The 24,240-nt window shown below is 75.0% G+C and carries 22 protein-coding genes and 1 riboswitch; of the genes, 15 read left to right on the forward strand and 7 right to left on the reverse strand.

Annotated elements, in window-relative coordinates; genetic code table 11:
* Positions 1-29: 29 nt before the first annotated feature.
* On the forward strand, positions 30-1,052 hold the full coding sequence (locus tag CLV34_RS06365; RefSeq protein ID WP_170044607.1) for a helix-turn-helix domain-containing protein: 1,023 nt from the start codon (positions 30-32) through the stop codon (positions 1,050-1,052).
* A 92-nt stretch (positions 1,053-1,144) separates the two neighbouring features.
* Here CLV34_RS06365 and CLV34_RS16700 read toward each other — a convergent pair whose 3' ends face one another.
* On the reverse strand, positions 1,145-1,912 hold the full coding sequence (locus CLV34_RS16700) for a DUF2599 domain-containing protein (RefSeq protein WP_245859055.1): 768 nt from the start codon (positions 1,910-1,912) through the stop codon (positions 1,145-1,147).
* A 61-nt stretch (positions 1,913-1,973) separates the two neighbouring features.
* Here CLV34_RS16700 and CLV34_RS06375 point away from each other — a divergent pair, with 61 nt between their 5' ends.
* On the forward strand, positions 1,974-2,891 hold the full coding sequence (locus CLV34_RS06375) for a sigma-70 family RNA polymerase sigma factor (RefSeq protein ID WP_245859056.1): 918 nt from the start codon (positions 1,974-1,976) through the stop codon (positions 2,889-2,891).
* A gap of 38 nt (positions 2,892-2,929) precedes the next feature.
* On the opposite strand, the gene CLV34_RS06380 is transcribed toward CLV34_RS06375, so the two are convergent.
* Genes CLV34_RS06380 through CLV34_RS06390 form a run of 3 tightly spaced genes read right to left on the reverse strand, consistent with a single transcriptional unit; the run spans position 2,930 to position 5,336 of the window.
* The gene (locus tag CLV34_RS06380) at positions 2,930-3,289 is read right to left on the reverse strand and encodes a DUF2568 domain-containing protein (protein WP_100349444.1); all 360 of its coding nucleotides are present in this window, start codon (positions 3,287-3,289) and stop codon (positions 2,930-2,932) included.
* Entirely contained in the window at positions 3,286-4,044 is a 759-nt protein-coding gene (locus tag CLV34_RS06385) for a helix-turn-helix domain-containing protein (RefSeq protein WP_100349445.1), read from the reverse strand. The genes CLV34_RS06380 and CLV34_RS06385 overlap by 4 nt, the downstream gene beginning before the upstream one ends.
* Positions 4,041-5,336 carry a sensor histidine kinase gene (locus CLV34_RS06390; RefSeq protein WP_157803733.1) on the reverse strand — a complete coding sequence of 432 codons (1,296 nt, stop codon included), beginning with the start codon at positions 5,334-5,336 and terminating at the stop codon, positions 4,041-4,043. The genes CLV34_RS06385 and CLV34_RS06390 overlap by 4 nt, the downstream gene beginning before the upstream one ends.
* Positions 5,337-5,572: 236 nt before the next feature.
* On the opposite strand from CLV34_RS06390, the gene CLV34_RS06395 reads away from it, so the two are divergent.
* The 13 genes from CLV34_RS06395 to CLV34_RS06455 all read left to right on the forward strand — a co-directional run bounded on the left by CLV34_RS06395 (position 5,573) and on the right by CLV34_RS06455 (position 19,819).
* Positions 5,573-6,364, forward strand: a complete 792-nt coding sequence (locus CLV34_RS06395; RefSeq protein WP_100349447.1) for a cutinase family protein — start codon at positions 5,573-5,575, stop codon at positions 6,362-6,364.
* Positions 6,365-6,454: 90 nt separating this feature from the next.
* Positions 6,455-8,857: a phosphoribosylformylglycinamidine synthase subunit PurL gene (gene purL / locus CLV34_RS06400; protein WP_100349448.1), complete on the forward strand. Its 2,403-nt coding sequence runs from the start codon at positions 6,455-6,457 to the stop codon at positions 8,855-8,857.
* A gap of 37 nt (positions 8,858-8,894) precedes the next feature.
* Positions 8,895-9,962 (forward strand): hypothetical protein, encoded by a 1,068-nt coding sequence (locus tag CLV34_RS06405; RefSeq protein WP_100349449.1) that lies wholly within the window; start codon positions 8,895-8,897, stop codon positions 9,960-9,962.
* Between the two features lie 98 nt (positions 9,963-10,060).
* Positions 10,061-10,339, forward strand: a complete 279-nt coding sequence (locus tag CLV34_RS06410) for a hypothetical protein (protein ID WP_157803734.1) — start codon at positions 10,061-10,063, stop codon at positions 10,337-10,339.
* On the forward strand, positions 10,336-11,001 hold the full coding sequence (locus tag CLV34_RS06415; RefSeq protein WP_157803735.1) for an endonuclease/exonuclease/phosphatase family protein: 666 nt from the start codon (positions 10,336-10,338) through the stop codon (positions 10,999-11,001). Before CLV34_RS06410 ends, CLV34_RS06415 begins: the two co-directional genes overlap by 4 nt.
* Positions 11,002-11,121: 120 nt before the next feature.
* The gene (locus CLV34_RS06420; RefSeq protein ID WP_245859058.1) at positions 11,122-11,475 is read left to right on the forward strand and encodes a hypothetical protein; all 354 of its coding nucleotides are present in this window, start codon (positions 11,122-11,124) and stop codon (positions 11,473-11,475) included.
* An 82-nt stretch (positions 11,476-11,557) separates the two neighbouring features.
* Positions 11,558-11,669: riboswitch (SAM riboswitch) on the forward strand.
* 204 nt (positions 11,670-11,873) lie between these two features.
* The gene (locus CLV34_RS06425; protein ID WP_100349453.1) at positions 11,874-13,052 is read left to right on the forward strand and encodes an LLM class flavin-dependent oxidoreductase; all 1,179 of its coding nucleotides are present in this window, start codon (positions 11,874-11,876) and stop codon (positions 13,050-13,052) included.
* A gap of 10 nt (positions 13,053-13,062) precedes the next feature.
* Positions 13,063-14,427, forward strand: coding sequence for an NtaA/DmoA family FMN-dependent monooxygenase (locus CLV34_RS06430; protein ID WP_100349454.1), 1,365 nt, complete (start codon positions 13,063-13,065; stop codon positions 14,425-14,427).
* Between the two features lie 9 nt (positions 14,428-14,436).
* A complete protein-coding gene (locus CLV34_RS06435; RefSeq protein WP_100349455.1) occupies positions 14,437-15,360 on the forward strand; it encodes a DUF1684 domain-containing protein in 924 nt (307 codons plus the stop codon).
* Positions 15,357-15,929, forward strand: coding sequence for a GNAT family N-acetyltransferase (locus CLV34_RS06440; RefSeq protein ID WP_100349456.1), 573 nt, complete (start codon positions 15,357-15,359; stop codon positions 15,927-15,929). The genes CLV34_RS06435 and CLV34_RS06440 overlap by 4 nt, the downstream gene beginning before the upstream one ends.
* 33 nt (positions 15,930-15,962) lie before the next feature.
* Positions 15,963-17,075: an LLM class flavin-dependent oxidoreductase gene (locus CLV34_RS06445; protein WP_100349457.1), complete on the forward strand. Its 1,113-nt coding sequence runs from the start codon at positions 15,963-15,965 to the stop codon at positions 17,073-17,075.
* 24 nt (positions 17,076-17,099) lie between these two features.
* Positions 17,100-18,647, forward strand: a complete 1,548-nt coding sequence (locus CLV34_RS06450) for an LLM class flavin-dependent oxidoreductase (protein WP_100349458.1) — start codon at positions 17,100-17,102, stop codon at positions 18,645-18,647.
* 32 nt (positions 18,648-18,679) lie between these two features.
* Positions 18,680-19,819, forward strand: coding sequence for an LLM class flavin-dependent oxidoreductase (locus tag CLV34_RS06455; RefSeq protein WP_100349459.1), 1,140 nt, complete (start codon positions 18,680-18,682; stop codon positions 19,817-19,819).
* A 61-nt stretch (positions 19,820-19,880) separates the two neighbouring features.
* On the opposite strand, the gene CLV34_RS06460 is transcribed toward CLV34_RS06455, so the two are convergent.
* From CLV34_RS06460 to CLV34_RS06470, 3 genes are read right to left on the reverse strand one after another with little or no spacing between them, the layout of a single operon-like run.
* Positions 19,881-21,515 carry an ABC transporter substrate-binding protein gene (locus tag CLV34_RS06460; RefSeq protein ID WP_100349460.1) on the reverse strand — a complete coding sequence of 545 codons (1,635 nt, stop codon included), beginning with the start codon at positions 21,513-21,515 and terminating at the stop codon, positions 19,881-19,883.
* Between the two features lie 55 nt (positions 21,516-21,570).
* Positions 21,571-23,235 carry a dipeptide ABC transporter ATP-binding protein gene (locus CLV34_RS06465; RefSeq protein ID WP_100349461.1) on the reverse strand — a complete coding sequence of 555 codons (1,665 nt, stop codon included), beginning with the start codon at positions 23,233-23,235 and terminating at the stop codon, positions 21,571-21,573.
* Complete coding sequence (locus CLV34_RS06470) at positions 23,232-24,218, reverse strand: ABC transporter permease (RefSeq protein ID WP_100349462.1); 987 nt, start codon at positions 24,216-24,218, stop codon at positions 23,232-23,234. Before CLV34_RS06470 ends, CLV34_RS06465 begins: the two co-directional genes overlap by 4 nt.
* Between the last annotated feature and the right edge of the window lie 22 nt (positions 24,219-24,240).

Raw genomic sequence — 24,240 nt, forward strand, 5'->3', positions numbered from 1 at the left:
GCAGACGCACAGGCTGGCGGGATACCGACATGGCGGATAATCGCCACATGCTGGGTGGCTTCAGGTCAGACGAGGACGCGCACGACGAAGCCGTGTATCGGCTCGCCATGTCGGGCGTCGGGACGACCGCCGGGCACGCCGGGCTGCTGCTCGGCTGCACGGTCGTCGAGGCGCGCGCCGCGCTCGGGCGGCTGGCCGAGCGGGGGCTCGTGGTCCGCAACGCGGACGACGAGGGACGCTGGCTGGCGGCGCCGCCGGAGCTCGTCCTGGCGCCCGAGCTCGCCCGGGGGCGCGAGCGCCTGCGGCGTGACGAGGAGCTTCTCGCGGACCTCGTCGAGACGTTCCACCGGGAGCGGTCACCGCGCAGCGCCCAAGAGCTCGTCGAGGTCGTCGAGGGCGCGACGCAGGCCGTGCGCCTCGCGCAGATCGAGGCCGCGGCGCGCCACGTCGTGTGCGCCTTCCAGACGGGCGCGAACACCGTCGTGCCGGTCGCGGAGACCCTCCACCCGGAGTGGCAGGCACCCGGCCCGACGCAGCCCGAAGAGACCCTCGACACGTCGTCGGCGGACGAGGGTCGGCAGAGCCCGCTGCGGGAGGGGCTGGCCTACCGTCTCGTGGTCGACCCCGCGTACCTCGGCGAGCCGGGTGCCCTGCAGAAGCTCGACGAGTGGACGCTCTTCGGCCAGCAGGTGCGCGTCGTGAACCACCAGCTGCCGAAGGTCATGGTCGCGGACTCCGACATCGGTCTCGTCCAGGTCGGTCCCACGACCACCCTCGTGCTGCACGGCCCGCTGGCCGGCGTCGCGCAGTCCCTGTTCGACGCGACCTGGCGCTATGCGCGCCCGTACCTGCCGCGCGACGCGGAGCTCGAGACGAACGACGTGCAGCTCCTCCAGCTCATGCTGGCGGGGCTGACGGACGCGGCGATGGCGAACCAGCTCGGCGCGTCACCGCGGACCGTGCAGCGCCGCCTGAGGGCCCTGATGGACCTCGCCGGTGCGCGGACCCGCATCCAGCTCGGCGGCTACGCGGTCCGCAACGGCTGGGTGTGACCTCGCTCGTCCTGCCGAACACGTGACCGTGGCCCGTCAGACGGGCCGGGAGGGCCAGGGATCACGTGTTCGTCGGGATGGGAGGGCCGGCGTCAGGGGTTGCACCGCGCCGCGACCGTCTCCACGAGGCCGACGTCCGGCCGCCACGGCTCCAGGTTCCACGTCGCCTTGTCGGGGGCGCCGATCGCGTGGCAGAGCAGCTGGTCGTGCATGCCGGGGGTGTCGGCGTCGGGGTGCGCGGTCGTCACCGCTGTCCACGTCGCGGCAGCGCCCGCCTGACCCGCCGCACGCGCCCACGCGTTCGGGTCGACAGCGAGGGACCGCCCGCCCTCGGCGACCCCCCACGTCGCGGAGCGCGGGGTCCCGTCGCCGAACCGCAGCACGAGCGTCCCGCCCTCGGGCGTGACGCGGACGCGCGTCCGGGTGCCGCGGGCGCGGGCGTCCTCGGGTGCGGCGAGCCCGCCGACCGCGCGCCCTGACGCGTCCTCGACGGCGACGGACCCGTCGAGCTCGACCGTCAGCGCGGCGCCCGCGGGCCGGTCGACGGTGACGACGACCGGTGCGCCGTCCAGGTGCCGGACGGCGACCCGGGTCGTGCCGGACGACATGGCGAGGGTGGCGCCGACGGGAGCCGTCACGCGCAGGCGGACCGGACCGACGTCGACCGTCGCCGACGGCTGCGCCGGTGTCGCCGCCGCGGTCTGTGCCGGGCCTGCGGTCGCCGCCGTGCCGGACGCCGACGGCTCGCGCCCGGGACCGTCTGGCGTCGCGTGGCAGCCGGCCAGCGCCAGGACCGCTGCGAGGACCCCCGTCAGGGTGGCCGCCAGGACGGCTCCCGAGGCCCGTCGCGTCGTCCGCATGGCGCCCACCCTCCCACGCGGCGGCCAGACGACGAGAGGACGGAGACGAGAGGATGGACCCGTGGACGACCAGGTGACGGCACGGTTCGAGCAGGAGCGCGGGCGGCTGCGGGGCGTCGCGTACCGCGTCCTCGGCAGCACGCACGAGGCCGACGACGCGGTGCAGGAGGCCTGGTTCCGCCTCGAGCGCACCGATGCCGACAGCATCGACAACCTCTCGGCGTGGCTGACCACGGTCGTCTCGCGGGTCTGCCTCGACATGCTGCGGGCGCGCGCCGCGCGGCGCGAGGACCCGTGGGAGCACGACGACGGGACGGCTCGCGCCGAGGACGAGACCACGTCGCCGACCTTCTCCGCGCCCGTGCCGGCGCTGCCCGAGGACCTCGCCGTCGAGTCCGACGCGGTCGGGTCGGCGCTGCTGCTGGTCCTCGACGCGCTCGGCCCCGTCGAGCGCCTGACGTTCGTCCTGCACGACGTGTTCGGCGTGCCGTTCGAGGAGATCGCGCCGGTCGTCGGGCGCACGCCGGCGGCGACGCGCCAGATCGCGTCGCGCGCGCGGCGCCGTGTCCGGGGAGGGGGAGAGCCGGTCCCGGACCGGGCACGGCAGCGCGCGGTCGTGGAGGCATTCCTGTCGGCGTCGCGCGAGGGGCGGTTCGACGACCTGCTGGACCTCCTGGACCCCGACGCCGTGCTGCGTGTCGACGCCGTCGGCGTGGAGACGGCGGCAGCGAACGCCGCGAAGGGTGCGCCCGTCCTCAGCGCGGAGATGCACGGGGCGCTCGCCGTCGCGACGACCTTCAACGGTCGGGCACGCGTGGCACGGCTCGCGCTCGTCGACGGGGAGCCCGCGGGCGTCTGGGCGCCGGGCGGGACCGCCCGCTCGGTGTTCGGGATCGTGGTGCGGGACGGCAAGGTCGTGGAGGTGTCCATCCACATGGACCCGGACGACGTGGCGGCGATGGACGTCGTCCTGCTGTGAGCTCGGTCCCCGAGGTCGGTCCCCGCGGTCGGGCGACGTCAGTCCCGGGCCCACACGAGCGACACGACCGCCACCACGAGGAACGCCGCCGCCCAGAGCCCGTACCCGGCGAGCGTCGCGACCGCGGCCGTCACCAGGTAGAGGAAAGCCTTGACGGCGAGCCGCTCCGGACGCCGCAGCCGCCGCTCGGCGGTCGGAGCCAGGAGGACGCCCCACACGACGACCGCCGCACCGACGAGCGCCACGGCCAGGACGAGCGACAGCACGACCGAGCCGCCGATCGCCCAGCCCGACTGCCCGAGCAGGACGAGCATCGCGATCTCGACGACGAACGCGAGCGCGCCGGACGCCCGCACGTCGGGGCGGGGGTCCCCGCGACGGGGCTCCGGTGAGGTCATGGTCCGATCATCGTCGAACGGTCCGCCGGACGCGCTGCGCCGGCGGTGGGCCAGTGGTCCAGCAGGTCGCCGGGCCCGAGGCCGAGGGCGTGCTCGATGTCACCGGGGGACGACTCCTGCAGGTGCTGCGACACGACCGTCGACAGGTCGCGCCAGTACCCCCGAAGCGTCGACTCGGAGAGGAACAGGGAGCGGGACAGCTCGGCGTACGTGAGTCCGCGGGCGCGGCCGGCGAGCACCTCGCGCTGCCGCCGGTTCAGCACGGTGACACGGCCGCGTCGCACGAGCACCTCGATGAGACCTGTCACCGGGGGCGGCGCGACGAGCTCGCCCCGCGCCACGGCGAGGAACGCGGCGCGCGTCTCGTCGAGCGACGAGGACTTCGACACGACTCCCGTCGCTCCGGCCGCGAGACACGCGGCGAGCACGAAGCGGCGCTCCTCCTGGGTGTACACGCACACTCGGTACCCGGCGGCGACCGCGTCCCGGATCGCCGCGACGCCCTGGCTCGCGTCGGGCTGCCGCAGGTTCACGAGGTGCAGGTCGAGGACGACGACGTCTGCGACCGGGCGGTCCAGGAGGAAGTCCTCGAGGCTCGCGTGCGCCGAGACGAACGTCAGGCCGTGCAGCAGCACGGCCAACGACTCGCGCACCGCGGTGGCGTCGTCGACGAGGCTGAACCGGACGTCGGACGCGTCGTCGGCAGCGTCCGGCCCGACATCCCGGGGCGTGCCCGGACCCGCCTCCCCGCTCACGGCCGGCCTTCGCGCGCGGGCGCGACGACAGCGTGCTCCGGCGTGGGCGTCCGGGACCGGGTCACCGAGCGGAGGGTCGCGGTCGTGCCCAGGCCGGGGACGGAGTCGACGGTCGCCGTGATGGCGTGCGCGGCGAGGGACTCCACGACGAGCCCGCGGACGCCGACCCCGAGCCGCGTCGTCGACGGGTCGAAACCCCGTCCGTCGTCGTGCAGGGTGACGGCCCATCCGTCCTCGTCCTCGAGCTGCTCGGCGTGCAGGACGACCCGGGCGGCACCGGCGTGCTGCCGGACGTTGATGAGCAGGCTGCGCAGGGCGGCGGCGACGTCGTCGGCCTCGTCGTCGAGCAGCACCCCGCGCGCCAGGTCGGGGACGACGTCGAGGGGGAGGTCCGCGAACTCGGCGGCCACGGTCTCGACGAGGGTGGCGAGGTCCTGCGGCTCGTCGGCGCGTCCAGCCGCCCGACGCCCCTGCCCGGCGAGGTAGGCGCGCATGCGGTTCAGCTCGCTCGCGGCCTGAACCCACACCTGGGACGGCGTCCTGCTGTCGGTGGGGTCGTCGTGGGCTTGCTCGACCAGGAGCTTGAGCAGCGCGGTGCCGTTGTGGATGGCGGTCCGAGCACGTCGCTCCTCCTCCTCGCGGGCGAGGTGGGCGGCGTACTCCCGGGCCCGGTCGGCGTCCTGTGCGATCCGGTACATCGCCCCGGTCCCCGCCCAGGCGAGCGGTGCGAGGCACAGCAGGGTCAGCAGCTCGCCGGCCATGGTCGCGAACCCCACCCCGGAGCCGAGCGCGGGAAGCAGGTAGACCGCGCGCGCGGCGACGAGGACTGCGAGGAGCGTGAGCCACGCCCCGCGACGACGCACGCCGATGAGCGCGCACGCGACGGACAGCGAGTAGGCGCCCTGGAAGCCGATCCAGCTCCCGGTGCGGTAGCCGGCGGACACCGTGAGGAGACCCAGCACCAGGAGCGCGGCCGCGACGGTCACGTCGACCGTCGCCCACCGCCGACCGGGGGGTCGACGCCGCACGACGGACAGCACGATCGTGCCGGCGGACGTGGCGGTGGCGACCGCCCACGTCACGGCGCACAGCCCCGGACGGGTCGACGCATCGAACGCCGCGACCACGGACGGCGCCATCTGCGCCAGCGTCGCGACGCGTGACCCGGCGACCGCGAGGCCGGCCGCGCGCTCGACCTGCGGGGCGCTGCGGGCCGGCTCGGCGGCCGGCGCCGTCCTCCCGTCCGGTCGGGCGGCCACGTCGCGTGCCCGAGGTCCTGCCGGTCCCTCCATCGGGGGCTCCTCTCGTGACGCCGGTCGCGCGCGACGGTGCACCGTCGTCCCCGGCATCCTGCCGTACGCGTCGCCCGTGCAGGAAGGACCGGGCGTCCTCACAGGGGCCACGCCGGCAAGTCCGCGGATTCGTTGGATGCCGTCCCGCGGGCGCGCAGGGCACGCTCGTCGTGCGGCAGCCGCCGCAGACGACGACGTCCGAGGACGGCCGGCACCACCCCGTAGGAGGAACCACCATGAGGCTCACCACCAGGCTCCGCACCATCTCGACCCGCGCCGCCGCGGCGGGGACCGTGCTCGCGGCCGCGCTCGCCGGGCAGGCCGTGCTCGCGACGAGCGCGTCCGCGACGGTGTCGAGCGCGTCGTGCGCGAACGTCGTCCAGATCGTGGTCCGCGGGTCCGGCGAGGGGGCGGGGTCGTCGCCGAGCGGAAACGTGTACAAGTCAGGCGGCTTCGGGAAGATGTACGTCGTCTCGTCGCGCGTGTCGTCCGGCACGAAGAAGTCGGTGCGGACGGTCGGGCTGAACTACCCGGCAGCGATCCTCCCGACCACGGAGGCGCCGCTCGGCTACGGCCAGAGCGAGGGGATCGGCCGCTCGCGGCTCGCCGCGGAGCTGAACCGGCTCGCCGGCGCGTGCCCCGGCTCGCGGACCGTGCTGATCGGCTACTCGCAGGGCGCCCACGTCATCGGTGACGTGCTCTCCAAGGACAACCCCGTGAAGCTCAGCGCGGCCGCGAAGGCCAAGGTGGCGGCCGTGTTCCTCACGGGAGACCCGGTCCGCCGCTACGGCGAGTCGTTCAACCGGGGAAGCGGCGTCGGTGGCGGCAAGCTGCCGAACCGGGCAGCCGGACAGCTCAGCGGCGTGGCGAGCCGACTGAACTCGTTCTGCTACAAGGGAGACATGTTCTGCGACCCGAACCACCCGGTGGCAGGCACGAGCGGCTCGGACATCCACGGGAGCTACGGGAGCACGGCCATCGGCAAGTACGGAGCCGCGTTCATCCTCAACATCCTCGACAGGCCCTGAGGTCGGGCAGCCTGCACGAGGCGCGGCCACGCGTCGGTAGACTCGTGGCCGCGCCGTCGCGCACCCCCCACCACGAACCCGAGGGACTCGATGACCGCCGCCAGCCCTGTTCCTGCCCCGGCCACCCCCACGTCCGCCGACGCACGTCCGACCCTGGACACCGTCGAGAACGCGACCGCGACCCCGGACGAGGTCCAGCCGTTCGCGGAGCTCGGGCTCAAGCCGGACGAGTACCAGCGCATCCGCGACATCCTCGGCCGCCGGCCCACGGCCGCCGAGCTCGCGATGTACTCGGTCATGTGGTCGGAGCACTGCTCCTACAAGTCGTCCAAGGTGCACCTGCGCAAGTTCGGCGACGCGACGACCGACGAGATGAAGCAGCACCTCCTCGTCGGCATCGGCGAGAACGCCGGCGTCGTCGACATCGGCGACGGCTGGGCGGTGACGTTCAAGGTCGAGTCCCACAACCACCCGTCGTTCGTCGAGCCCTACCAGGGCGCCGCGACGGGTGTCGGCGGCATCGTCCGCGACATCATCTCGATGGGCGCGCGCCCCGTGGCCGTCATGGACCAGCTCCGGTTCGGCGACGTCGACCACCCGGACACGGCGCGCGTCGTGCACGGTGTGGTGTCGGGCGTCGGCGGCTACGGCAACTCGCTCGGCCTGCCGAACATCGGCGGCGAGCTCGTGTTCGACGGCTCCTACCAGGGCAACCCGCTGGTCAACGCGCTCTGCGTGGGCGTGCTGCGCCACGAGGACATCCACCTCGCGAACGCGTCCGGCGTGGGCAACAAGGTCGTGCTGTTCGGTGCGCGCACCGGCGGCGACGGCATCGGCGGCGCGTCGATCCTCGCGTCCGAGACGTTCGAGGACGGTGTCCCCGCGAAGCGGCCGAGCGTCCAGGTGGGCGACCCGTTCATGGAGAAGGTCCTCATCGAGTGCTGCCTGGAGCTGTACGCGGCGCAGGTCGTCGAGGGCATCCAGGACCTCGGTGCGGCCGGCATCTCGTGCGCCACCTCCGAGCTCGCGTCCAACGGCGAGGGCGGCATGCACGTCTGGCTCGACGACGTCCTGCTGCGCGACCCGTCGCTCAACGCCGGCGAGATCCTCATGTCGGAGTCGCAGGAGCGCATGATGGCGGTCGTCACGCCGGACAAGCTCGAGGCGTTCCTCGCCATCACCGGCAAGTGGGACGTCGAGTCGTCCGTCGTGGGCGAGGTCAACGACTCGGGCCGCCTCACGATCGACCACCACGGCCAGCGCATCGTCGACGTCGACCCGCGCACGGTCGCGCACGAGGGCCCGGTCTACGACCGCCCGTACGCGCGCCCGGCGTGGCAGGACGGCCTCAACGCCGACTCGCTCTCCGGCTCGTCCGCGACCGCGCACTACCCGCGCCCGTCGAAGCCGGACGACCTCCGCAAGACGGCCCTGCGCCTGCTCGCGAGCCCGAACCTCGCGTCGAAGGCATGGGTGACCAACCAGTACGACCGCTTCGTCCAGGGCAACACCGCGCTCGCGCAGCCCGACGACTCGGGCGTGATCCGCGTCGACGAGGCCACGGGCCTCGGCGTCGCGATCGCCACGGACGCCAACGGCCGCTACGCCAAGCTCGACCCGCGTACGGGGGCGCAGCTCGCGCTCGCCGAGGCGTACCGCAACGTGGCCGCTTCCGGCGCTCGTCCGCTCGCGGTCACCGACTGCCTGAACTTCGGCTCACCCGAGGACCCCGACTCGATGTGGCAGCTCGTCGAGGCCATCGAGGGCCTCGCGGACGCGTGCCGCGAGCTCGGCGTGCCCGTGACGGGCGGCAACGTGTCCCTCTACAACGGCACGGGCGAGCCGGGCCAGGTCGACTCGTCGATCCACCCGACCCCTGTCGTGGGCGTGCTCGGCGTGCTCGACGACGTGGCCCGCGCGACGCCGTCCGGCTGGCGCACCGAAGGGCAGAGCGTCTTCCTGCTCGGCACCACGCGCGCCGAGCTCGACGGCTCCGCCTGGGCCGACGTCGCCTACGCCCACCTGGGCGGCGTGCCGCCGCGCGTCGACCTCGCGGCCGAGCGAGCGCTCGCGGACGTGCTCGTGCAGGGGGCGCGCGACGAGTTCGTCGAGGCGGCCCACGACCTGTCCGAGGGCGGCCTCGTGCAGGCGCTGCTCGAGTCCTCGCTGCGCTTCGGCGTGGGAGCGACGGTGTCGCTCGACGGGCTGCTCGCCCGGGACGGCGTGACCGCGTTCGAGGCCCTCTTCTCCGAGTCGACGGCCCGTGCGCTCGTCGCGGTGCCCGCGGGCGAGGAGGTCCGGCTCGTGGACGCGTGCACCGCGCGCGGCGTGCCGGTCCTCAAGCTCGGGACGACCGGTTCGGCGGTCGAGGCCGACGCCGGCGCCGCTGAAGGCGGCGCGGACGCGTCGCTCGTCGTCGACGGACTCTTCACGATCCCGCTCGCCGACGCGCGCGACGCGTTCGAGGGCACGCTCCCGCGCCTGTTCGGCTGAGCGCACCGACCGGTTCGAGGCAGGGAGGGGTACCACCGTGGGTCTGTTCGGCCGGCGTCGTCCGCAGGACCCGGCGTCCTGGGACGAGCTCTGGGAGGTCCTGACGCCGCTGGGCGGCCGTCTCGACCCGGTGGTCGTCGCCCGGTGGCGCGATCACGTGGCCCGCTCGGCGCCGGCGGTGATCGAGGCCGCCGGGGTCCAGGTCGGTCATGCGTACCGGCTGCTCGGCACCGAGGCGCACGCGCGGCTCGTCGGACCGGGCGCGTTCGACGGGGTCGACCGCCCGTTCGCGGCGGGCCGGTTCGCCCGGGTGGTGGACGCCGTGGTGGTCGCGGGGCCGGACGCCGTCGCGCGCGTGGCCGCCGACCCGGAGGCGATCCGGTCGTACTCGGCCGGTGTGCCGCTCCTCGACCCCGTCGAGGCGTACCGGCCCGGCGGCCAGGTCGCGCTCGGCATCGAGCTGCTGCGCGTGCTCGAGCTCGCGCGCCTCGCGACGGGGGCGGAGCTTCGGGCCCCGCGCGGCATCTTCTCCTGGACGCTCACGCCGACGTCGTTCGACCGTGCCGCGCTGCGGGAGTGGCCGTCCCTCCGTGGTCGGCGGCCAGACGCGGCGCTGCGTGGGATCCGCGACCCCGAGGAGCCCTGGCTCGAGCTCGACGCCTCGAACCTGGACCCCGCCCCGGACCCTGCTGCCGTCCCGGCGTACCGGGAGGCGGGGCCGGCCCCCGAGGGCGACGGGCCGACCGACTGGTACGCCCTGGGATCCCTTGCGGCGGAGCGGATCGTCGCCGCACTGGGTCCGGACGTGCTCGTCGGGCGTCCGACGGCCGTCGTCATGCTCGAGGTCGTCCGTCCCACGGCGGACGAGGACGGGCCGCAGGGCGGCGGCTCGCCCGACGACGACGCACCGTCCGACTGGGGTGGGGGCGCGCTGCTCGTGCCGGTGCGGGTCGACCTCGCCGACACGCTCGTGACCGACGACGACGCGAGGGTCGGCGTGCTCGTCCGGGCGTCGGCGCGCCGCCTGCTCCGGCTCGACGAGGTGGTGTCCGACGCGACCCGTCCGGTGCTCGAGACCCTGGCAGCCGGCGGCGCGCCGGTATGACCGAGGACGTTCCGCCCGGCCGCGGTGCCGACGCGTTCGTCGCGCCGCTCCCTCGCCGGAGGTACGGCCGGGGGGCTCGCTGGCGGAGCCGGGCGGACGTGGTGCGAGACCTCGTGCTGGGCGCCGTCCTGCTGCCCGCCGTCGCCGTGACGCTGGCGCGCGCCGTGGGGCTCGACCGTCGGACCCCGTTCGCGCAGGTCGTGAGCATGACCCCGTGGTGCGGCGCGCTGGCGCTGCTCGTGCTGCTCGTCGCGCTGGTGCTGCGCGGGTGGTGGGTGTGCAGCGTGGCCGCGGCGGTGGTGGTCGCGCAGGCCGTGTGGCTCGCGCCGCTCGCGGTGGCCCCGAGGTCGCGGCGGGGTCGGACGTGCGCGTCATGACGTTCAACGCGTTCCTCGGCCGTGCGGACGCCGGCACGATCGTGCGCGCGGTGCGCGCGCAGCACGTCGACGTGCTGGCGCTGGAGGAGGTCACGCCCGACCTGCTCGACCGCCTGCGCGCCTCGGGGCTCGACAACGTCCTGCCGCACTCGGTGACGAGCAAGGTCTCCGCGGCCGCGCCGTACTCGGGGACGGGGATCTGGTCCACGCTGCCGCTCGAGGACGTGGACGCGGGGGCGGCGACGTGGTTCGCGATGCCGTCGGCGACGGTCACGGTGGGCGGCGTCCCGGTCCGCGTGCTGGCGGTGCACACCGCGTCGCCCGCGCTCGGCCAGACGTCGGTGTGGGGCGGCGACCTGCGGCACGTGCGGGACGAGCTCGACGCCGGCTCGGGGTCGCAGCTCGCGCTCGGGGACTTCAACGCGACGCGCGACCACTCGGAGCTCCGCGACGTGCTGGGGGACCGCTTCGTCGACGCGGCGGACCGGGCGGGTGCGGGCTTCGCCCCGACGTGGCCGGCGAACCGGTGGTACCCGCCGGTCGTCGCGATCGACCACGTGGTGACGGACCGGTCGACCGCGGTGGGCGACGTGCGCGTCGTCCGGATGGTGGGCTCGGACCACGAGGCGCTCGTCGCGACGGTGTCGCCCGGCACCCGATGACCCCGTCGGGGTGACCTGGGTCACAGGGGGCTCGTAGACTCGGGGGAGAGGCCGACGGGGGCGTCGGCCGGCTCGCCGGCTCCTTCCGGCGGGCGGGGACGGTCGGGCGAGGTGGTCCGTGTGAGCGCTCTGCGGGCGTGGTGGCGCCGCCTGGGCGGGCGCGGCCCCGTCCCGGGACGCTGCGCGGTGGACGTCGTCCTGACGGATCCTCTCGAGACGCTCGCCGTCCAGACCCGGCTGGCCGAGCTGTCCGCCGAGATCCGGCGCATCGAGCTGGCCCCCGACCTGTACGCGCGGGCGCACCACTGGCGGGCCGCCGTCATCGCGTACGACGTGGCGCTGCGGGACGCGTGCCGGCTCGCGGGTGTCGTGCCGACCGAGCCGCCGACGCCGCTGACCGCCGACACCGCAGGCGCGCGGGACGCGCGCCTGAACGAGGAGCTCGAGCTCGCCGCGCACGGGTGGAGCTGGTAGCCGGGCGTTGCATCCGTCCGCCTGGCGGGATCCCCGGCGCAGTTTGTTGACCAAATCGATCAAGATTCTTACGGTCGTACCAGGTCATGAGCTCCAGCCCCTCGGCCCCGGCCGGCTGGACGGCAACCCCGCTCCGCGGCGGGGTGCCCCGGGTGATGACCCGGCCCGTCCTGCGTGACGGGCAACCAGCGCGCGGCCCTCGGGCCAGGAGGTGAACGATGACCCTGCTCGACCGGTGGGACCTCGCCCCGACCCTCTGTCGGCGCCGGTAGGTCGTCCCGGCCGGCCCCGCGCGTCACACGCCGCCGGGCTCCCACCCCCAGCTCCCCCCGCTCCCGCCCCGCACAGGCGACGGGCCGATCCGTCGCGCCCCCGACCTGCCGACCCGGAGGATCCCCATGCCCGTACACCGCACCCTGCACCTCGGCGTCGACCTCACCGACGCCGGCGCACACCCCGGCGCCTGGCGCGCCGGCGGCTCCCGGCCGCCCCGGCCCTTCGACCCTGCCCGGCTCGTCGACCTCGTGGCGACCGCCGCGACCGGGCTGCTCGACTTCGCCCTGTTCGAGGACTCGTTCGCGCTGCAGCCGCGTCGCGGCGCCTCCTACCAGGGTCGCCTCGACGCCGCCCTCGTCGCCGCTCGGCTCGCACCGCGGTCCCACGGCATCGCCCTGGTGCCCGCCGTCGACGTCACCCACACCGAGCCGTTCCACGTCGCCAAGGCCATCCAGACCATCGACCACGTCTCCGAGGGCCGCGCGGCGTGGCAGGTCGCCTGGTCGACGTCCCCGGAGACGGCTGCCGCGTTCGGCCGGCGCACCGCGCCCGACGTCGTCGAGGCGCTCACCGAGGCGGAGGACGCGATCGAGGTCGCCGGTCGGCTGTGGGACTCGTGGGAGGACGACGCCGAGATCCGCGACGTCGCGACCCACCGGTACGTCGACCGCGACAAGCTGCACTACGTCGACTTCGAAGGCGTCCGGTTCGCCGTGAAGGGACCGTCGATCACCCCGCGCTCCCCGCAGGGCCGGCCGCCCGTCGTCGTGGTCGTCGACTCGCCGCTCAGCCTCGACCTCGCGGCCCGCCGCGCCGACGTCGCCCGGGTACGGGTCGAGGACGTCGACGAGGCCGTCCAGGTGCGCCGGACCCTGCGGGACACCGCGACCGACGCCGGTCGGCGACCCGACGAGCTGCGCGTGCTCGTCGACGTGGTCACGGTGGTGGGGGAGGACCTGCGCAGCGCCCAGGAGCGACTCGACCTCCTCACCGAGCTCGCGGCGATCGACGCGGAACCGGGGGCGGCCCCCGTCGCCGGCCCCTTCGACGGTTCGCTCACGCACGTCGGGACCGCGCTCGACCTCGCCGACCTCGTGGCCGCCTGGTCGGCCGCCGGTGCCGCGGACGGCTTCACGATCCGGCCCGCGTCGCTCGCGACCGACCTCGCGGCCGTCGTGCACGGCACCGTGCCCGCCCTCCAGGCGCGCGGCCTGTTCCGGACCGCGTACCCCGGGACGACCTTCCGCGACACCCTCGGCCTGACCCGGCCGGCCAGCCGCTACGCCACCACGACGAGCTGAGCGAGGACCGATGACCCGCCGCGAGACCCGCAAGCAGATCCACCTCGGTGTCCACTTCCCCGGGGTGAACAACACGACCGTGTGGACGGACCCCCGGTCCGGCAGCCAGATCGACTTCGCGTCGTTCGAGGCGCTGGCCCGCAAGGCGGAGGAGGCCAAGCTCGACTTCTTCTTCCTCGCCGAGGGCCTGCGCCTGCGCGAGCACAAGGGGCGCATCCACGACGGCGACGTCGTGGGCCGTCCCGACACCCTGCCCGTCCTCGCCGCGCTGGCGGCCGTGACCGAGCGCATCGGGCTCGTCGGCACCATCAACACGACGTTCAACGAGCCGTTCGAGCTGGCCCGCCAGTTCGCGACGCTCGACATCCTCTCGGGGGGCCGGGCGGCCTGGAACCTCGTGACGTCGTCCGACGCGTTCACGGGCGAGAACTTCCGCCGGGGCGGCTACCTCGATCACGCGGACCGCTACACGCGGGCCGCCGAGGTCGTCGAGGTGGCCCGCGACCTGTGGGACTCGTGGGACGACGACGCCGTGGTGGCCGACCCCGCCACCGGGACGTTCCTGCGGGACGGGGCGGTGCGGCCCTTCGCCCACACCGGACCGCAGGTCGACGTCCGGGGGACGTTCACCACGCCGCGCGGCCCGCAGGGACACCCGGTCCTGTTCCAGGCGGGCGACTCGTCCGACGGGCGCGACTTCGCCGCCTCGACGGCCGACGTGATCTTCTCGATGCACTCGACGTTCGACGACGGCCGCGCGTTCTACGAGGACGTCAAGGGCCGGCTCGTGGCGCGCGGACGAGACCGCGACAGCCTCAAGATCATCCCCGCCACGACCGTCGTCGTCGGCGACACCGACGCCGAGGCGCAGGAGCTCGCCCGCGAGATCCGACGGGCCCAGGTCCCCGGCCACACGGCCGTCGCGTTCGTCGAGCAGGCATGGGGTCGCGACCTGAGCGACCTGGACCCCGACGGCCCGCTGCCCACGCAGGAGCCGGACGACGAGAACCAGTCGATCACCCGCGGCCGGGCGCGCCACGGCGACCCGCGCCGCCTGGTCGAGCAGTGGCGGTCCCTCGCGGAGACGAACCGCTGGTCGGTGCGCGACCTCGTCGTCCACCTGACCTCACGGGGCGGGTTCGTCGGGACGCCCGCGCACGTCGCCGACGAGATCGACCGCTACGTCCAGGAGGACGCCAGCGACGGCTTCATCCTCGTGCCCCACCTCACCCCGCACGGCCTCGACGACGTCCTCGACCGTGTCGTGCCGCTGCTCCAGGAGCGCGGTGCGTTCCGCGCCGAGTACGAGGGCCCGACCCTGCGTGACCACCTCGGTCTCGCCCGCCCCCGCGTCCACCAGACCGTCGCTCTCTGAGGAGGCACCATGACCACCATGACGCCCGCCGCGGCGACCCTCAGGACCGCGCCGCGCCCCAGGACCGCGGTGCCCGGCACCGGCTCGCCGGGCGACCTCGAGCGCGACTGGCAGGCGTGGCGCGCCGCACGCCACGCCGCCCTGCGCGACCCGCGTGGCCCGCTGTCGATCGTCGCCCACCACTGGCTGCCCCCGGAGCCGACCGCGCTCGCCGGGGTGCCCGGGCTGTGGTGGGCCGACCGGCACAGCACGCACGTGACGGTCGGCGACCCGGGTGGCGGACCGGTGCTCCTCGACGCCGAGACGTCGCGGCCCGTGACCGGGACGCGGCGCGTCGTGGTCGCGGAGGCGGGGTCCGCGTCACCGTTCCTCGTCGCCCCGGACGGGACGGGCACCCCGGACGACCCGTCCGGGCTCGTCGCCGTCGAGGTGGCCCTGCGCACGGGCCGGGCGCTGGTCCGCCTGCGCGACCCCGGCTCCGACGCGCTCGCCGCGGCGACCGACCGCGACCCCGTCGAGACGTATCCCTTCGACGCGGCGGCCGTCGTGGACGTGGGCGTGCGCTGGTACGACGTGCCGCGGCCCGCGACCGTCGGTGCCGCGAAGCCCGGGCTCGTGCACCACGTCGAGGTCGTCGGTTCCGTGGACCTCGCCGGACCCGACGGGCCAGTGACCCTGGAGGTCGTCCGCGGCCACCGGGGCGGCGTGACGCTCGCCTTCACCGACACCGCGGACGACGTGCCCGGGTGGCGGGCCGTGCACCTGACCGCGGCCGCCCTCCTCGCGGAGCGTTCCACCGGGCGCCTCCGCATCGACCTCAACCGCGCCTCGGCCTACCCCAGCCACTTCAACGACCACGGGACGTGCCCTCGGCCGCTCGAGGGCAACGCGCTGCCGTTCCCGGTCGTCGCCGGCGAGAAGGACCCGCGGTGAGCGCGCCCGTCCTCGAGGTGCGCAGCGTCCCGCTCGACGACCCCCTCGTCGTCGTGCTCCTCGACGAGCTCTTCCACGAGTACCGCACCCGGTACTCCGACGTCCTGGGCGAGCTCGCCGACGACCGGCACGTCGCCGTGTTCCGGCGTGAGGGTGCCGACGAGTTCGTCGCGCCGGACGGCGACCTCGTCCTGCTGATCGAGGGCGGAGCGCCGGTCGCGGGCGGGGCGCTGCGGCGCCGCACCGAGCCCGAGCTCGGCGACCCGGACCGGCGCCGCCCGGGGTCGGCGCACGACGCCGACGGGCGTCCGCTCGTGCGCACCGCGGAGCTCAAACGCATCTGGACGCACTCCGGCCACCGGCGGCGCGGCCTCGGTCGGCGCGTGCTCGTCGAGCTCGAGACGCGGGCCCTCGCGCTCGGGTACCAGCGCGTCTACCTCACGACCGGGCCGCGCCAGCCCGAGGCCGTCGGCCTGTACCTTGCGGCCGGCTACACGCCCTTGTTCGACCCGGCCGCCGTCGTCGCCGACGCGGTGCTCGGCGCACGTCCCTTCGAGAAGTGGCTCTGAGCCCCGCACCACACCCTCCACGAAAGGAACCTCATGGCCGCGATCTTCGGCCTCGACCTCATCGACGCGACCCCCGGCGCGGACCCCGAGCAGATCAGCGCCCGGCTCCAGGAGGTCGTGCGCAACGCCGTCCTGTTCGAGGACCTCGGCTTCGACGGCTTCGCCGTCGGCGAGCGGCACCACGCGCCGTTCGTGTCGTCGTCGCCACCCGTCGTGCTCTCGCACATCGCGGCCCGCACCTCCCGCATCCGGCTCCTGACCGGCGTCACGCTGCTGTCCGTCCTCGACCCGGTCAGGGTCGCGGAGGACTACGCGACGCTCGACCACCTGTCGGGCGGGCGGCTGGAGATCATCCTCGGCAAGGGGAACGGGCCCGAGCAGGCCGAGCTGTTCGGGATCGGTCGCACCGAGGCGTGGGACACCCTCGAGGAGAACTACCGGCTGCTCCGCCGGCTGTGGTCGGGAGAGCCCGTCACCTGGGACCCGCCCGAGGGTCTCCCGACGATCCGGCGCACGCCGCTGCGCGACGCCACGGTGTTCCCGCCGCCGCTGCAGCGCCGCATCCGGGTCTGGCACGGCTCCGCGACCGCCGAGCGGTCCGTCGAGCTCGCCGCCGAGTACGGCGACCCGATCTTCTCCGCCAACGGGTTCAACCCGGTCGAGTACTACGCCCGTCTCGTGCGGCACTACCGGTCCGCCTGGGAGGCCCGGGGACGCGACCCCGAGCGGGCGCTCGTCGGGGCCGGGCACGGCGCCGTCCACGTCGCCCGCCGCTCCCAGGACGCCGTCGAGGCGTACCGGCCGGTGTACGAGGCGCTCGCCGAGCGGCTGCGCGCGGCCGACAACCACCACCTCGCCGGCACCGCGACCCTGTACGACTCCTACGAGGACTACCTCGAGCGTGGCTCCGCACTGGTGGGCAGCCCCCAGCAGGTCCTCGACAAGGTGCTCCGGTACCACGAGGCGTTCGGCAACAGCGCCATCACGGTCGGCGGCCACGACCCCGGGGTGGGAGGCAGCGCGTGGCGCGACAGCCTCGAGCTGTTCGCGTCCGACGTCGCCCCCGAGGTGCGGCGCCTCCTGCCCGACCTGCCCACGCCCGACGAGAGCGCGGACGTCGCCGCCGCCGTGCCCGTCGCCGCCTGACCCAGAGACCCCAGGAGAAGACCCGTGACCTCCCCGAAGCCCGTCCCGCTGTCCGTCCTCGAGCTCGCGCCGGTCAGCGTGGGCCAGACCGGCGCCGACGCGATCCGTGCGGCGCTCGACGTGGCGACCGCCGCCGACGCCGCCGGGTACCGGCGCATCTGGTTCGCGCAGCACCACCTGTCGCCCGGGGTCGCGTCCGCGCAGCCCGCGGTGCTCGCCGCGCTCGCCGCCGAGCGCACCACGACGATCCGCGTGGGGTCGGGTGCGATCCTGCTCGGCACCACCAGCCCGCTCGTGGGCGCCGAGCAGCTCGGGACGGTCGCCGCCGCCCACCCGGGCCGGGTCGACCTCGGCGTCGGCCGCGCGTTCACGCCGCCGTCTGCCGGGGGACCTGTCGACGCACCTGCGGAGGCGCCGGACGGTGCCTCGGCAGGTGCGCCGGACCGCGGCCGGGTCGTCGACGGGCTCGTCGTCCCGCGTCCCGTGCGGTTCGACCCGAGGGACCCGACCGTGCGTGCCCGCCTGCTCGCGCAGGTCGCCGCCGTCGGTGCGCGGGACGCCGGTGACTTCCGTGCCGAGCTGGAGACCGTGCTCGCGCTGCGGGACGGCACGTTCACGTCGCAGGGTCTGCCGTTCACGAGCCCGCCCGTCGAGGGCGCCGAGCTGGACCTGTGGGTGCTCGCGTCGAGCGGTGGGGAGTCGGCGCGCGTCGCCGGCGAGCTCGGCCTGCCCCTCGCGGCGAACTACCACGTGAGCCCCGGCACGGTGCTCGACACCGTGGCCGCCTACCATGAGGCGTTCCGTCCCGGGGTGCTGGACGCCCCCTACGTCGTCGTGTCGGCCGACGTGCTCGTGGCGCCCACCGGCGACGAGGCCCGCGCCCTGGCCGAGCCGTTCGCGACGTGGGTCCGGTCCATCCGGTCGGGTGCGGGCGGCGCCGTCGCCTACCCGGCGCCGGGCACGTCGGTGCCCTGGACGGAGTGGTCCGACGCGGACCGCGACCTCGTCGCCGACCGCGTCGACTCGCGCCTCGTCGGCTCGCCCGACGAGGTGGTGGCCCGCCTCGAGGCGCTGGCCCGGGCGACGGGAGCCGACGAGCTGCTCGTCACCACCGAGGCGTTCGACCCCGCCGACCGCGTGCGGTCCTTCGAGCTGCTCGCGGCCGCGTGGGCCGAGCGAGCGCCCGTCGAGGGTGCCGCCGACGCGGGCGACCGCGTCGCTGCCGGTGCCGTGCTCGTCGACGTGCGCAGCGCCGCCGGACGCGCCGCGACCGGGGCGATCCCCGGCGCGCGCATCACGGACCGTCACCGCCTCGACTCCCTGTTCGACGAGGCAGGCACGCCGCTCGTCGCGCTCGACACCCCTGTGGTGGTCGTGTGCGGGTCCGTGAACGGCTCGGGTCCGGTCGCCCGCGAGCTGCGCCGTCGCGGGTTCACCGACGTGACCCACGTCGACGGCGGCTTCCCGGCGTGGCAGGCGGCCGGGCTGCCGACGGTCTCGCCGGACGAGCCGGCGCCCGCCCCGGAGCCCGTCGCCCTGGCGCACGCCACCTCCCAGCACGTCCCCGCCTGACCCCGAGAACCCACCGCACGGAAGGCCGCACCATGCCCGTCGAGTTCCTCGGCATCGCCACCACGAGCGACGCCTCCGAGACCACCGCACCCACCACGAAGCCCGTCGACCTGCACTACCTGGAACGCCTCGTGCGTGCCCACGAGGACACCGGCTGGACCCGCGTCCTGTTCGCCTACGGGTCGAGCGGCCTGGAGCCGTCGGCGCTCGCGGGCTGGGTCGCGGCGCGGACGGAGTCGATCGAGCTGCTGCTCGCGCACCGCCCCAACGTCTCGTACCCGACGTTCGCGGCGAAGACCTTCGCGACGCTCGACCAGGTGTCGCAGGGCCGCCTGTCCGTCCACTTCATCACGGGCGGCAGCGACCACGAGCAGGCGCGCGAGGGCGACCGCCTGACCAAGGACGAGCGCTACGCCCGCACGGGGGAGTACATCCGGGTCGTCAAGAAGGCGTGGTCGAGCGCCGAGCCGTTCGACCACCACGGCGAGTTCTACGACTTCGACGACTTCGTGCTCGACGCCAAGCCGTTCGAGGGACGGGTGCCGACGATCTCGTTCGGCGGGTCGTCCGACGCGGCGTTCCGGGTGGGTGCCGCCGAGGCGGACATCTACGCCGTGTGGGGCGAGCCCCTCGCGAGCACCGCCGAGCAGATCGCCCGGGTGGCGGCCGAGGCCCGTGCGGCCGGTCGCGCCACGCCCCCGCGCATCCACGCCGCGTTCCGGCCGATCATCGCGCCGACCGAGGAGCTCGCGTGGGAGAAGGCGCACCGCATCCTCGGGCGGATCGAGGAGCGCAAGGCGTCGGCGGGCGACCTGCTGCGCCGGTTCCGTCCCGGGCCGCCGGAGAACGCGGGCTCGCAGCGGCTCCTCGAGATCGCCGAGCAGGGGGAGCGGTTCGACGCCGCCCTGTGGACCGCGACCGCGAAGGCGACGGGCGGCGGCGGCAACTCGAACGCCCTCGTGGGCACCCCGGAGACGGTCGCCCAGGCGCTCCTCGCGTACTACGACCTCGGCGTGAGCGTCATCTCGGCGCGCGGCTACGACCTGCTCGACGACGCGATCGACTTCGGCCGGTACGTCATCCCGATCGTCCGGGAGGAGGTCGCGAAGCGCGACGCGGCGCGCGCCCTGGGCGCCGGCGACCCGCTCGACGCGGCCGAGCCGGCCGCCTGAACGAGACGCACGAACGGGCCCGGCCGCGCGAGCGGCCGGGCCCGTTCGTCGTCCGGCGTCGTCAGCCCTTGGTCGCGTCGACCAGCAGGTCGAGACGCGAGTCGGCGCCGAGCGTCACGCCGTGGACGTCCTTCTGCGTGCCGAGGATCGACGTGAGCTCGTGCACGGGCACCTGGTGGTGCTGCTCCACGATGCGCTCCTGCGCCTGGGCGAGCAGCGCCGCGCGCTGCGTGTCGTCACCGGCGGCGAGCTGGCCCTGGAGCAGCTTCTCGAGCGTGGGGTCGTCGACGCGGTAGTAGTTCGACGCCGCGGACGAGTACGACGTCCGCAGGATGTCGCCGTCGGCCCGCGACGAGTTCCCCCACGCGGCGTCGAAGTCGCCCGACTGGAGCTTCTGGAGGAAGTCGGGCACAGGCGACGACTCGAGCCGCACGTCGATCCCCACGGCCTTGAGCTGCTGCTGGACGAGCTCGAGCGACGTCTGGTTGGGGGCGAAGTTGCTGATCCACTGGATCGTCAGCGTCAGCGGCTTGCCACCCTTGGAGCGGGCACCGTCGCTCCCGGACGTCCAGCCGTCGGCGTCGAGAACCTTCTTCGCCTCGTCCGGGTCAGCGCCGAGGTGCGCGCTCTCGTCGGCGTACCCGGGGGTCGTGGTGCCGAGCGGGCTCGTCGCGACCGCGAACAGGTCGTCGAGCGCGGCCTGCTGCACCTGCTTCGGGTCGATCGCGAGCGCGACGGCCTTGCGGAGCTCGGGGTCCTTGCCGAACGTGCTCGACTCGTTGAACGTCAGGCCGAACACGACGCCCGGGTTGGCGCGGTGCACGACGGGCAGGCCGGCGGAGTCGAGCTGGGCGACGTCGTTGGGCTGGACGCCGCCGACGACGTCCGACTGCCCGGACGTCAGGGTGCCTGTCCGGACGCCGGCCTCGGGCACCACCCGGAACGTCACCGTGTCGAGGTGCGCCCCCGTCGTGTTGTCGAACGACGCGGGTGCCCACGCGTACCCGGCGCGCTTCGTGAGCACGGCCTCGACGTTCTTCGTGTAGTGGTCGAGGACGAACGGGCCGGACCCGACGACCTTGGTGCCGTCGGCGCGGTCGTCGTACGGCGTCCTGAGGGTCGACTCGGCGAGGATGCCGAGCGCGACCTGCGACGTGGCCTGCGGGAACGCGGCGTTCGGCGTCGTGAAGTCCACCTCGACCGTGTGCTCGTCCTTCGCGACGACCTTGTCGAGCCCGACGAACGAGCCGATCGCGTTGAGGGACTTCGCGCCGTTCTTCACGATGTCGTCGAAGGTGTCCTTCACGGACTGTGCGGTCAGGGGGGTCCCGTCGGAGAACGTCACGTCGTCGCGCAGCGTGAACGTGAACGTCCGGGCGTCCTTGCTGGCCGTCCAGGACGAGGCGAGCCACGGCTCGAGGGAGCCGTCCTTCGGGTCCTGGTACAGCAGCGAGTCGACGAGCTGGCGGGTGACGTACAGGGTGTCGTTGCCGGATCCGGTGCCCGACGGGTTGAGCGAGATGGGGTCGTTCTGGACGGCGAACACGAGGTCTCCGCCGTCCGTCGCGCCCCCGGTGCCGCCGTCGCTCGCGGACGACCCGCCGCTGCAGGCGGCGAGGGCGAGGGCGGTTGCCGACGTCGCGGCGACGAGCAGCGCGGTGCGGGGGCGCCGGGTGCGGCGCGGGAGGTGGGTCATCGGTGTCTCCTGGGTGGTTCCGTCGGGGGTCGTCCCGAGGGTGCTGCGGGTGGGTTCAGGGGTGCGCGAGGGCCCGGGTGCCGGGGATCGCCTCGAGCAGCTCGTGGGTGTACGGGTGCTGCGGGTGGTGCAGCACCTGGTCGGCGGGGCCGTGCTCGACGACGCGCCCGTTCCGCATGACGGCGACGTCGTGCGCGACCTGCCGCACGACGGCGAGGTCGTGCGTGATGAACAGGTAGCTGACGCCGAGGTCGGCCTGGAGCCCGGTGAGGAGCTCGAGGACCTGCGCCTGCACGCGCACGTCGAGGGCTGACACGGGCTCGTCGAGGACGACGACGTCGGGGTCGACCGCGAGGGCTCGGGCGATCGCGACGCGCTGGCGCTGGCCCCCGGAGAGCTCGGCGGGCCGGCGCCCGAGGACCGTGGACGGCAGCGCGACCCGGTCGGCGAGGTCGACGGCACGGGCGTGGCGGCTGCGGCGGTCCCCGATGCCGAACGCGCGCAGGGGGTCTGTGACGATCCGCTCGACCGACAGCCGGGGGTTGAGCGACGCGTACGGATTCTGGTGGACGAGCTGGACGCGGCGGCGCACGGCGCGCAGCGCACCCCCGCGGGCGGCGGTGACGTCCTCCCCGTCGAGCAGGACGCGCCCGCCGGTGGCGTCTGCGAGCCGGACCGCGACGCGTGCCGTCGTGGACTTGCCGGAGCCGGACTCGCCGACCACGCCAAGGGTGCTGCCGCGGCGGAGGGTGAGGTCGACGTCGTCGACGGCCCGGAACGTGCCGCCGCCGACCGAGCGCGGGCGCGGGAACTCCTTGACGATGCCGCGGAGCTCGAGGACGGCGCCCGACCCCGCGCGGTCGGGTCCGGACGGCGTGCGGTCCCTGGTCACAGCGCCGGCCGGCCGGGTGCCCGCCGGGCGACCTGCGCGCCGGTGGGTCAGGCTCGGCGCCGCGTCCAGCAGGGCGCGCGTGTACGGGTCGCGGGGGGCGCCGAGGATCTCGTCCGGCGTCCCGGCCTCGACGACCTGTCCCTGGGACATCACGACGATCCGGTCGGCGCGCTCGGCGGCCACGCCGAGGTCGTGGGTGACGAGCAGCACGCCGGTCCCGGAGCTCGCGGTGAGGTCGTCGAGCCGGTCCAGGATGCGGCGCTGGACGGTGACGTCGAGCGCGCTGGTGGGTTCGTCGGCGATGAGCAGGGCGGGCCGTGCGGCGAGCGCGACGGCGATGAGGGCGCGCTGCCGCATGCCGCCGGACAGCTCGTGGGGGTACTGGTCGGCGACGCCGTCGGGCAGACCGGCGGCGCGCAGGGCCTCGTCGGCGGCGGCCGCGGCGGACACCCGGTCGGCGAGCCCGTGGATGCGCAGCACCTCGGCGACCTGGCGGCCGACGCGGTGCACGGGGTTGAGGGACACGGTCGGGTCCTGGGGCACGAGGCCGATACCGACGCCGCGCACGGACCGCAGCACGCGGGCCGGGGCGCGGGTGAGGTCGGTCCCCTGGAACGTCACGGTCCCGCCGGTGATGCGCGCGCCGGGGGCGAGCAACCGGACGACGGCGTGCGCGGTCGTGGACTTGCCGGAGCCGGACTCGCCGACGAGGGCGACGGTCTCGCCGGCGGCGACGGTGAGCGCGACGCCCCGCACGGCGGGGACGTCGCCGCGCGGGCTGGAGTACGTGACGTGCAGGCCGTCGACGGCCAGGAGGGGAGCGGTCACTGCGGGTTCCCTTCGGTGTCGAGCGCGCGGGCGAGCCGGTTGCCCGCGAGCACGGTCAGAGCGATGACGAGCCCGGGGAGCGTGGTGAGCCACCACTGGCCGGCGAGGTAGTCGCGACCGGCGGCGACGAGGGAGCCCCACTCGGGCTGCGGGGGCTGGGCGCCGTACCCGAGGAAGCTCAGGGACGACACGGCGAGGATCGCGGTGCCGAGCTCGAGCGCCCCGAGGACGAGGACGGGCCCGAGGGAGTTCGGCAGCACGTGCACCCCGAGGACGCGCCACCAGCGCGACCCACCGGCGCGCGCCGCCTCGACGTACGCGGAGGTGCGCACGCGCAGCACCTCGGAGCGCAGGATGCGGGCGACGGTCGCGATGCTCGTGGCGCCGACGGCGAGGGCGACGTTCGTGGTCCCGAAACCGAGCGCGGTGACGACGGCGAGCGAGAGCAGGAGCCCGGGGACGGCGAGCAGGACGTCGGCGGTCCGCATGAGCACCGCGTCGACGGCTCCGCCGACGAACCCGGCGAGCAGCCCGACGACGGTGCCGCCGACGAGCCCGACCGCGATCGCGAGCAGCGCGGCGTGCAGCGTGGTGCCCGTGCCGTGCACGACGCGGGTGTACAGGTCGCGGCCGAGCTGGTCGGTGCCGAACCAGTGCGCGGCGGACGGCCCGGTGAGCCGGTCGTCGGGGTGCGCGGCGAGGGGGTCCCCGGACGCGAGGAGCTGCGGTGCGAGGGCGGCAGCGGCCACCGCGACGAGCCAGAGGACCGCGACGAGCAGCCCGGGGCGGTGCAGGACGAGCCGCAGACCCCAGCGCAGTCGTACCGCCGGCCGGGCGGCCGTGCCGGAGCCCGCGACCTCCGGGGCGGGGAGCGGGGCGCGCGGGCCGACACCGGTCCCGGACGCGTCGGGGGTCCCGGTCGCGGGCGGGACGGTGGTGGCGGGGGCCGCGGCGGCGGGTCGGGCGGCGACGATCTCGGTCATCGTGGTGCTCCTGCGTCGGGGG

It is taken from the genome of Luteimicrobium subarcticum, from assembly GCF_002798015.1.
GTDB lineage: Bacteria > Actinomycetota > Actinomycetes > Actinomycetales > Cellulomonadaceae > Luteimicrobium > Luteimicrobium subarcticum.

Bases quoted from the DNA above. Each gene is read 5' to 3' on its own strand.
- CLV34_RS06415 (WP_157803735.1), top strand. From the start codon at position 10,336: ATGACGTTCAACGCGTTCCTCGGCCGTGCGGACGCCGGCACGATCGTG.
- CLV34_RS06460 (WP_100349460.1), bottom strand. From the start codon at position 21,515: ATGACCCACCTCCCGCGCCGCACCCGGCGCCCCCGCACCGCGCTGCTC.
- CLV34_RS06470 (WP_100349462.1), bottom strand. From the start codon at position 24,218: ATGACCGAGATCGTCGCCGCCCGACCCGCCGCCGCGGCCCCCGCCACC.
- CLV34_RS06430 (WP_100349454.1), top strand. From the start codon at position 13,063: ATGACCCGCCGCGAGACCCGCAAGCAGATCCACCTCGGTGTCCACTTC.
- CLV34_RS06365 (WP_170044607.1), top strand. From the start codon at position 30: ATGGCGGATAATCGCCACATGCTGGGTGGCTTCAGGTCAGACGAGGAC.
- CLV34_RS06425 (WP_100349453.1), top strand. From the start codon at position 11,874: ATGCCCGTACACCGCACCCTGCACCTCGGCGTCGACCTCACCGACGCC.
- CLV34_RS06395 (WP_100349447.1), top strand. From the start codon at position 5,573: ATGAGGCTCACCACCAGGCTCCGCACCATCTCGACCCGCGCCGCCGCG.
- CLV34_RS16700 (WP_245859055.1), bottom strand. From the start codon at position 1,912: ATGCGGACGACGCGACGGGCCTCGGGAGCCGTCCTGGCGGCCACCCTG.
- CLV34_RS06445 (WP_100349457.1), top strand. From the start codon at position 15,963: ATGGCCGCGATCTTCGGCCTCGACCTCATCGACGCGACCCCCGGCGCG.
- purL (WP_100349448.1), top strand. From the start codon at position 6,455: ATGACCGCCGCCAGCCCTGTTCCTGCCCCGGCCACCCCCACGTCCGCC.
- CLV34_RS06380 (WP_100349444.1), bottom strand. From the start codon at position 3,289: ATGACCTCACCGGAGCCCCGTCGCGGGGACCCCCGCCCCGACGTGCGG.
- CLV34_RS06435 (WP_100349455.1), top strand. From the start codon at position 14,437: ATGACCACCATGACGCCCGCCGCGGCGACCCTCAGGACCGCGCCGCGC.
- CLV34_RS06455 (WP_100349459.1), top strand. From the start codon at position 18,680: ATGCCCGTCGAGTTCCTCGGCATCGCCACCACGAGCGACGCCTCCGAG.
- CLV34_RS06390 (WP_157803733.1), bottom strand. From the start codon at position 5,336: ATGGAGGGACCGGCAGGACCTCGGGCACGCGACGTGGCCGCCCGACCG.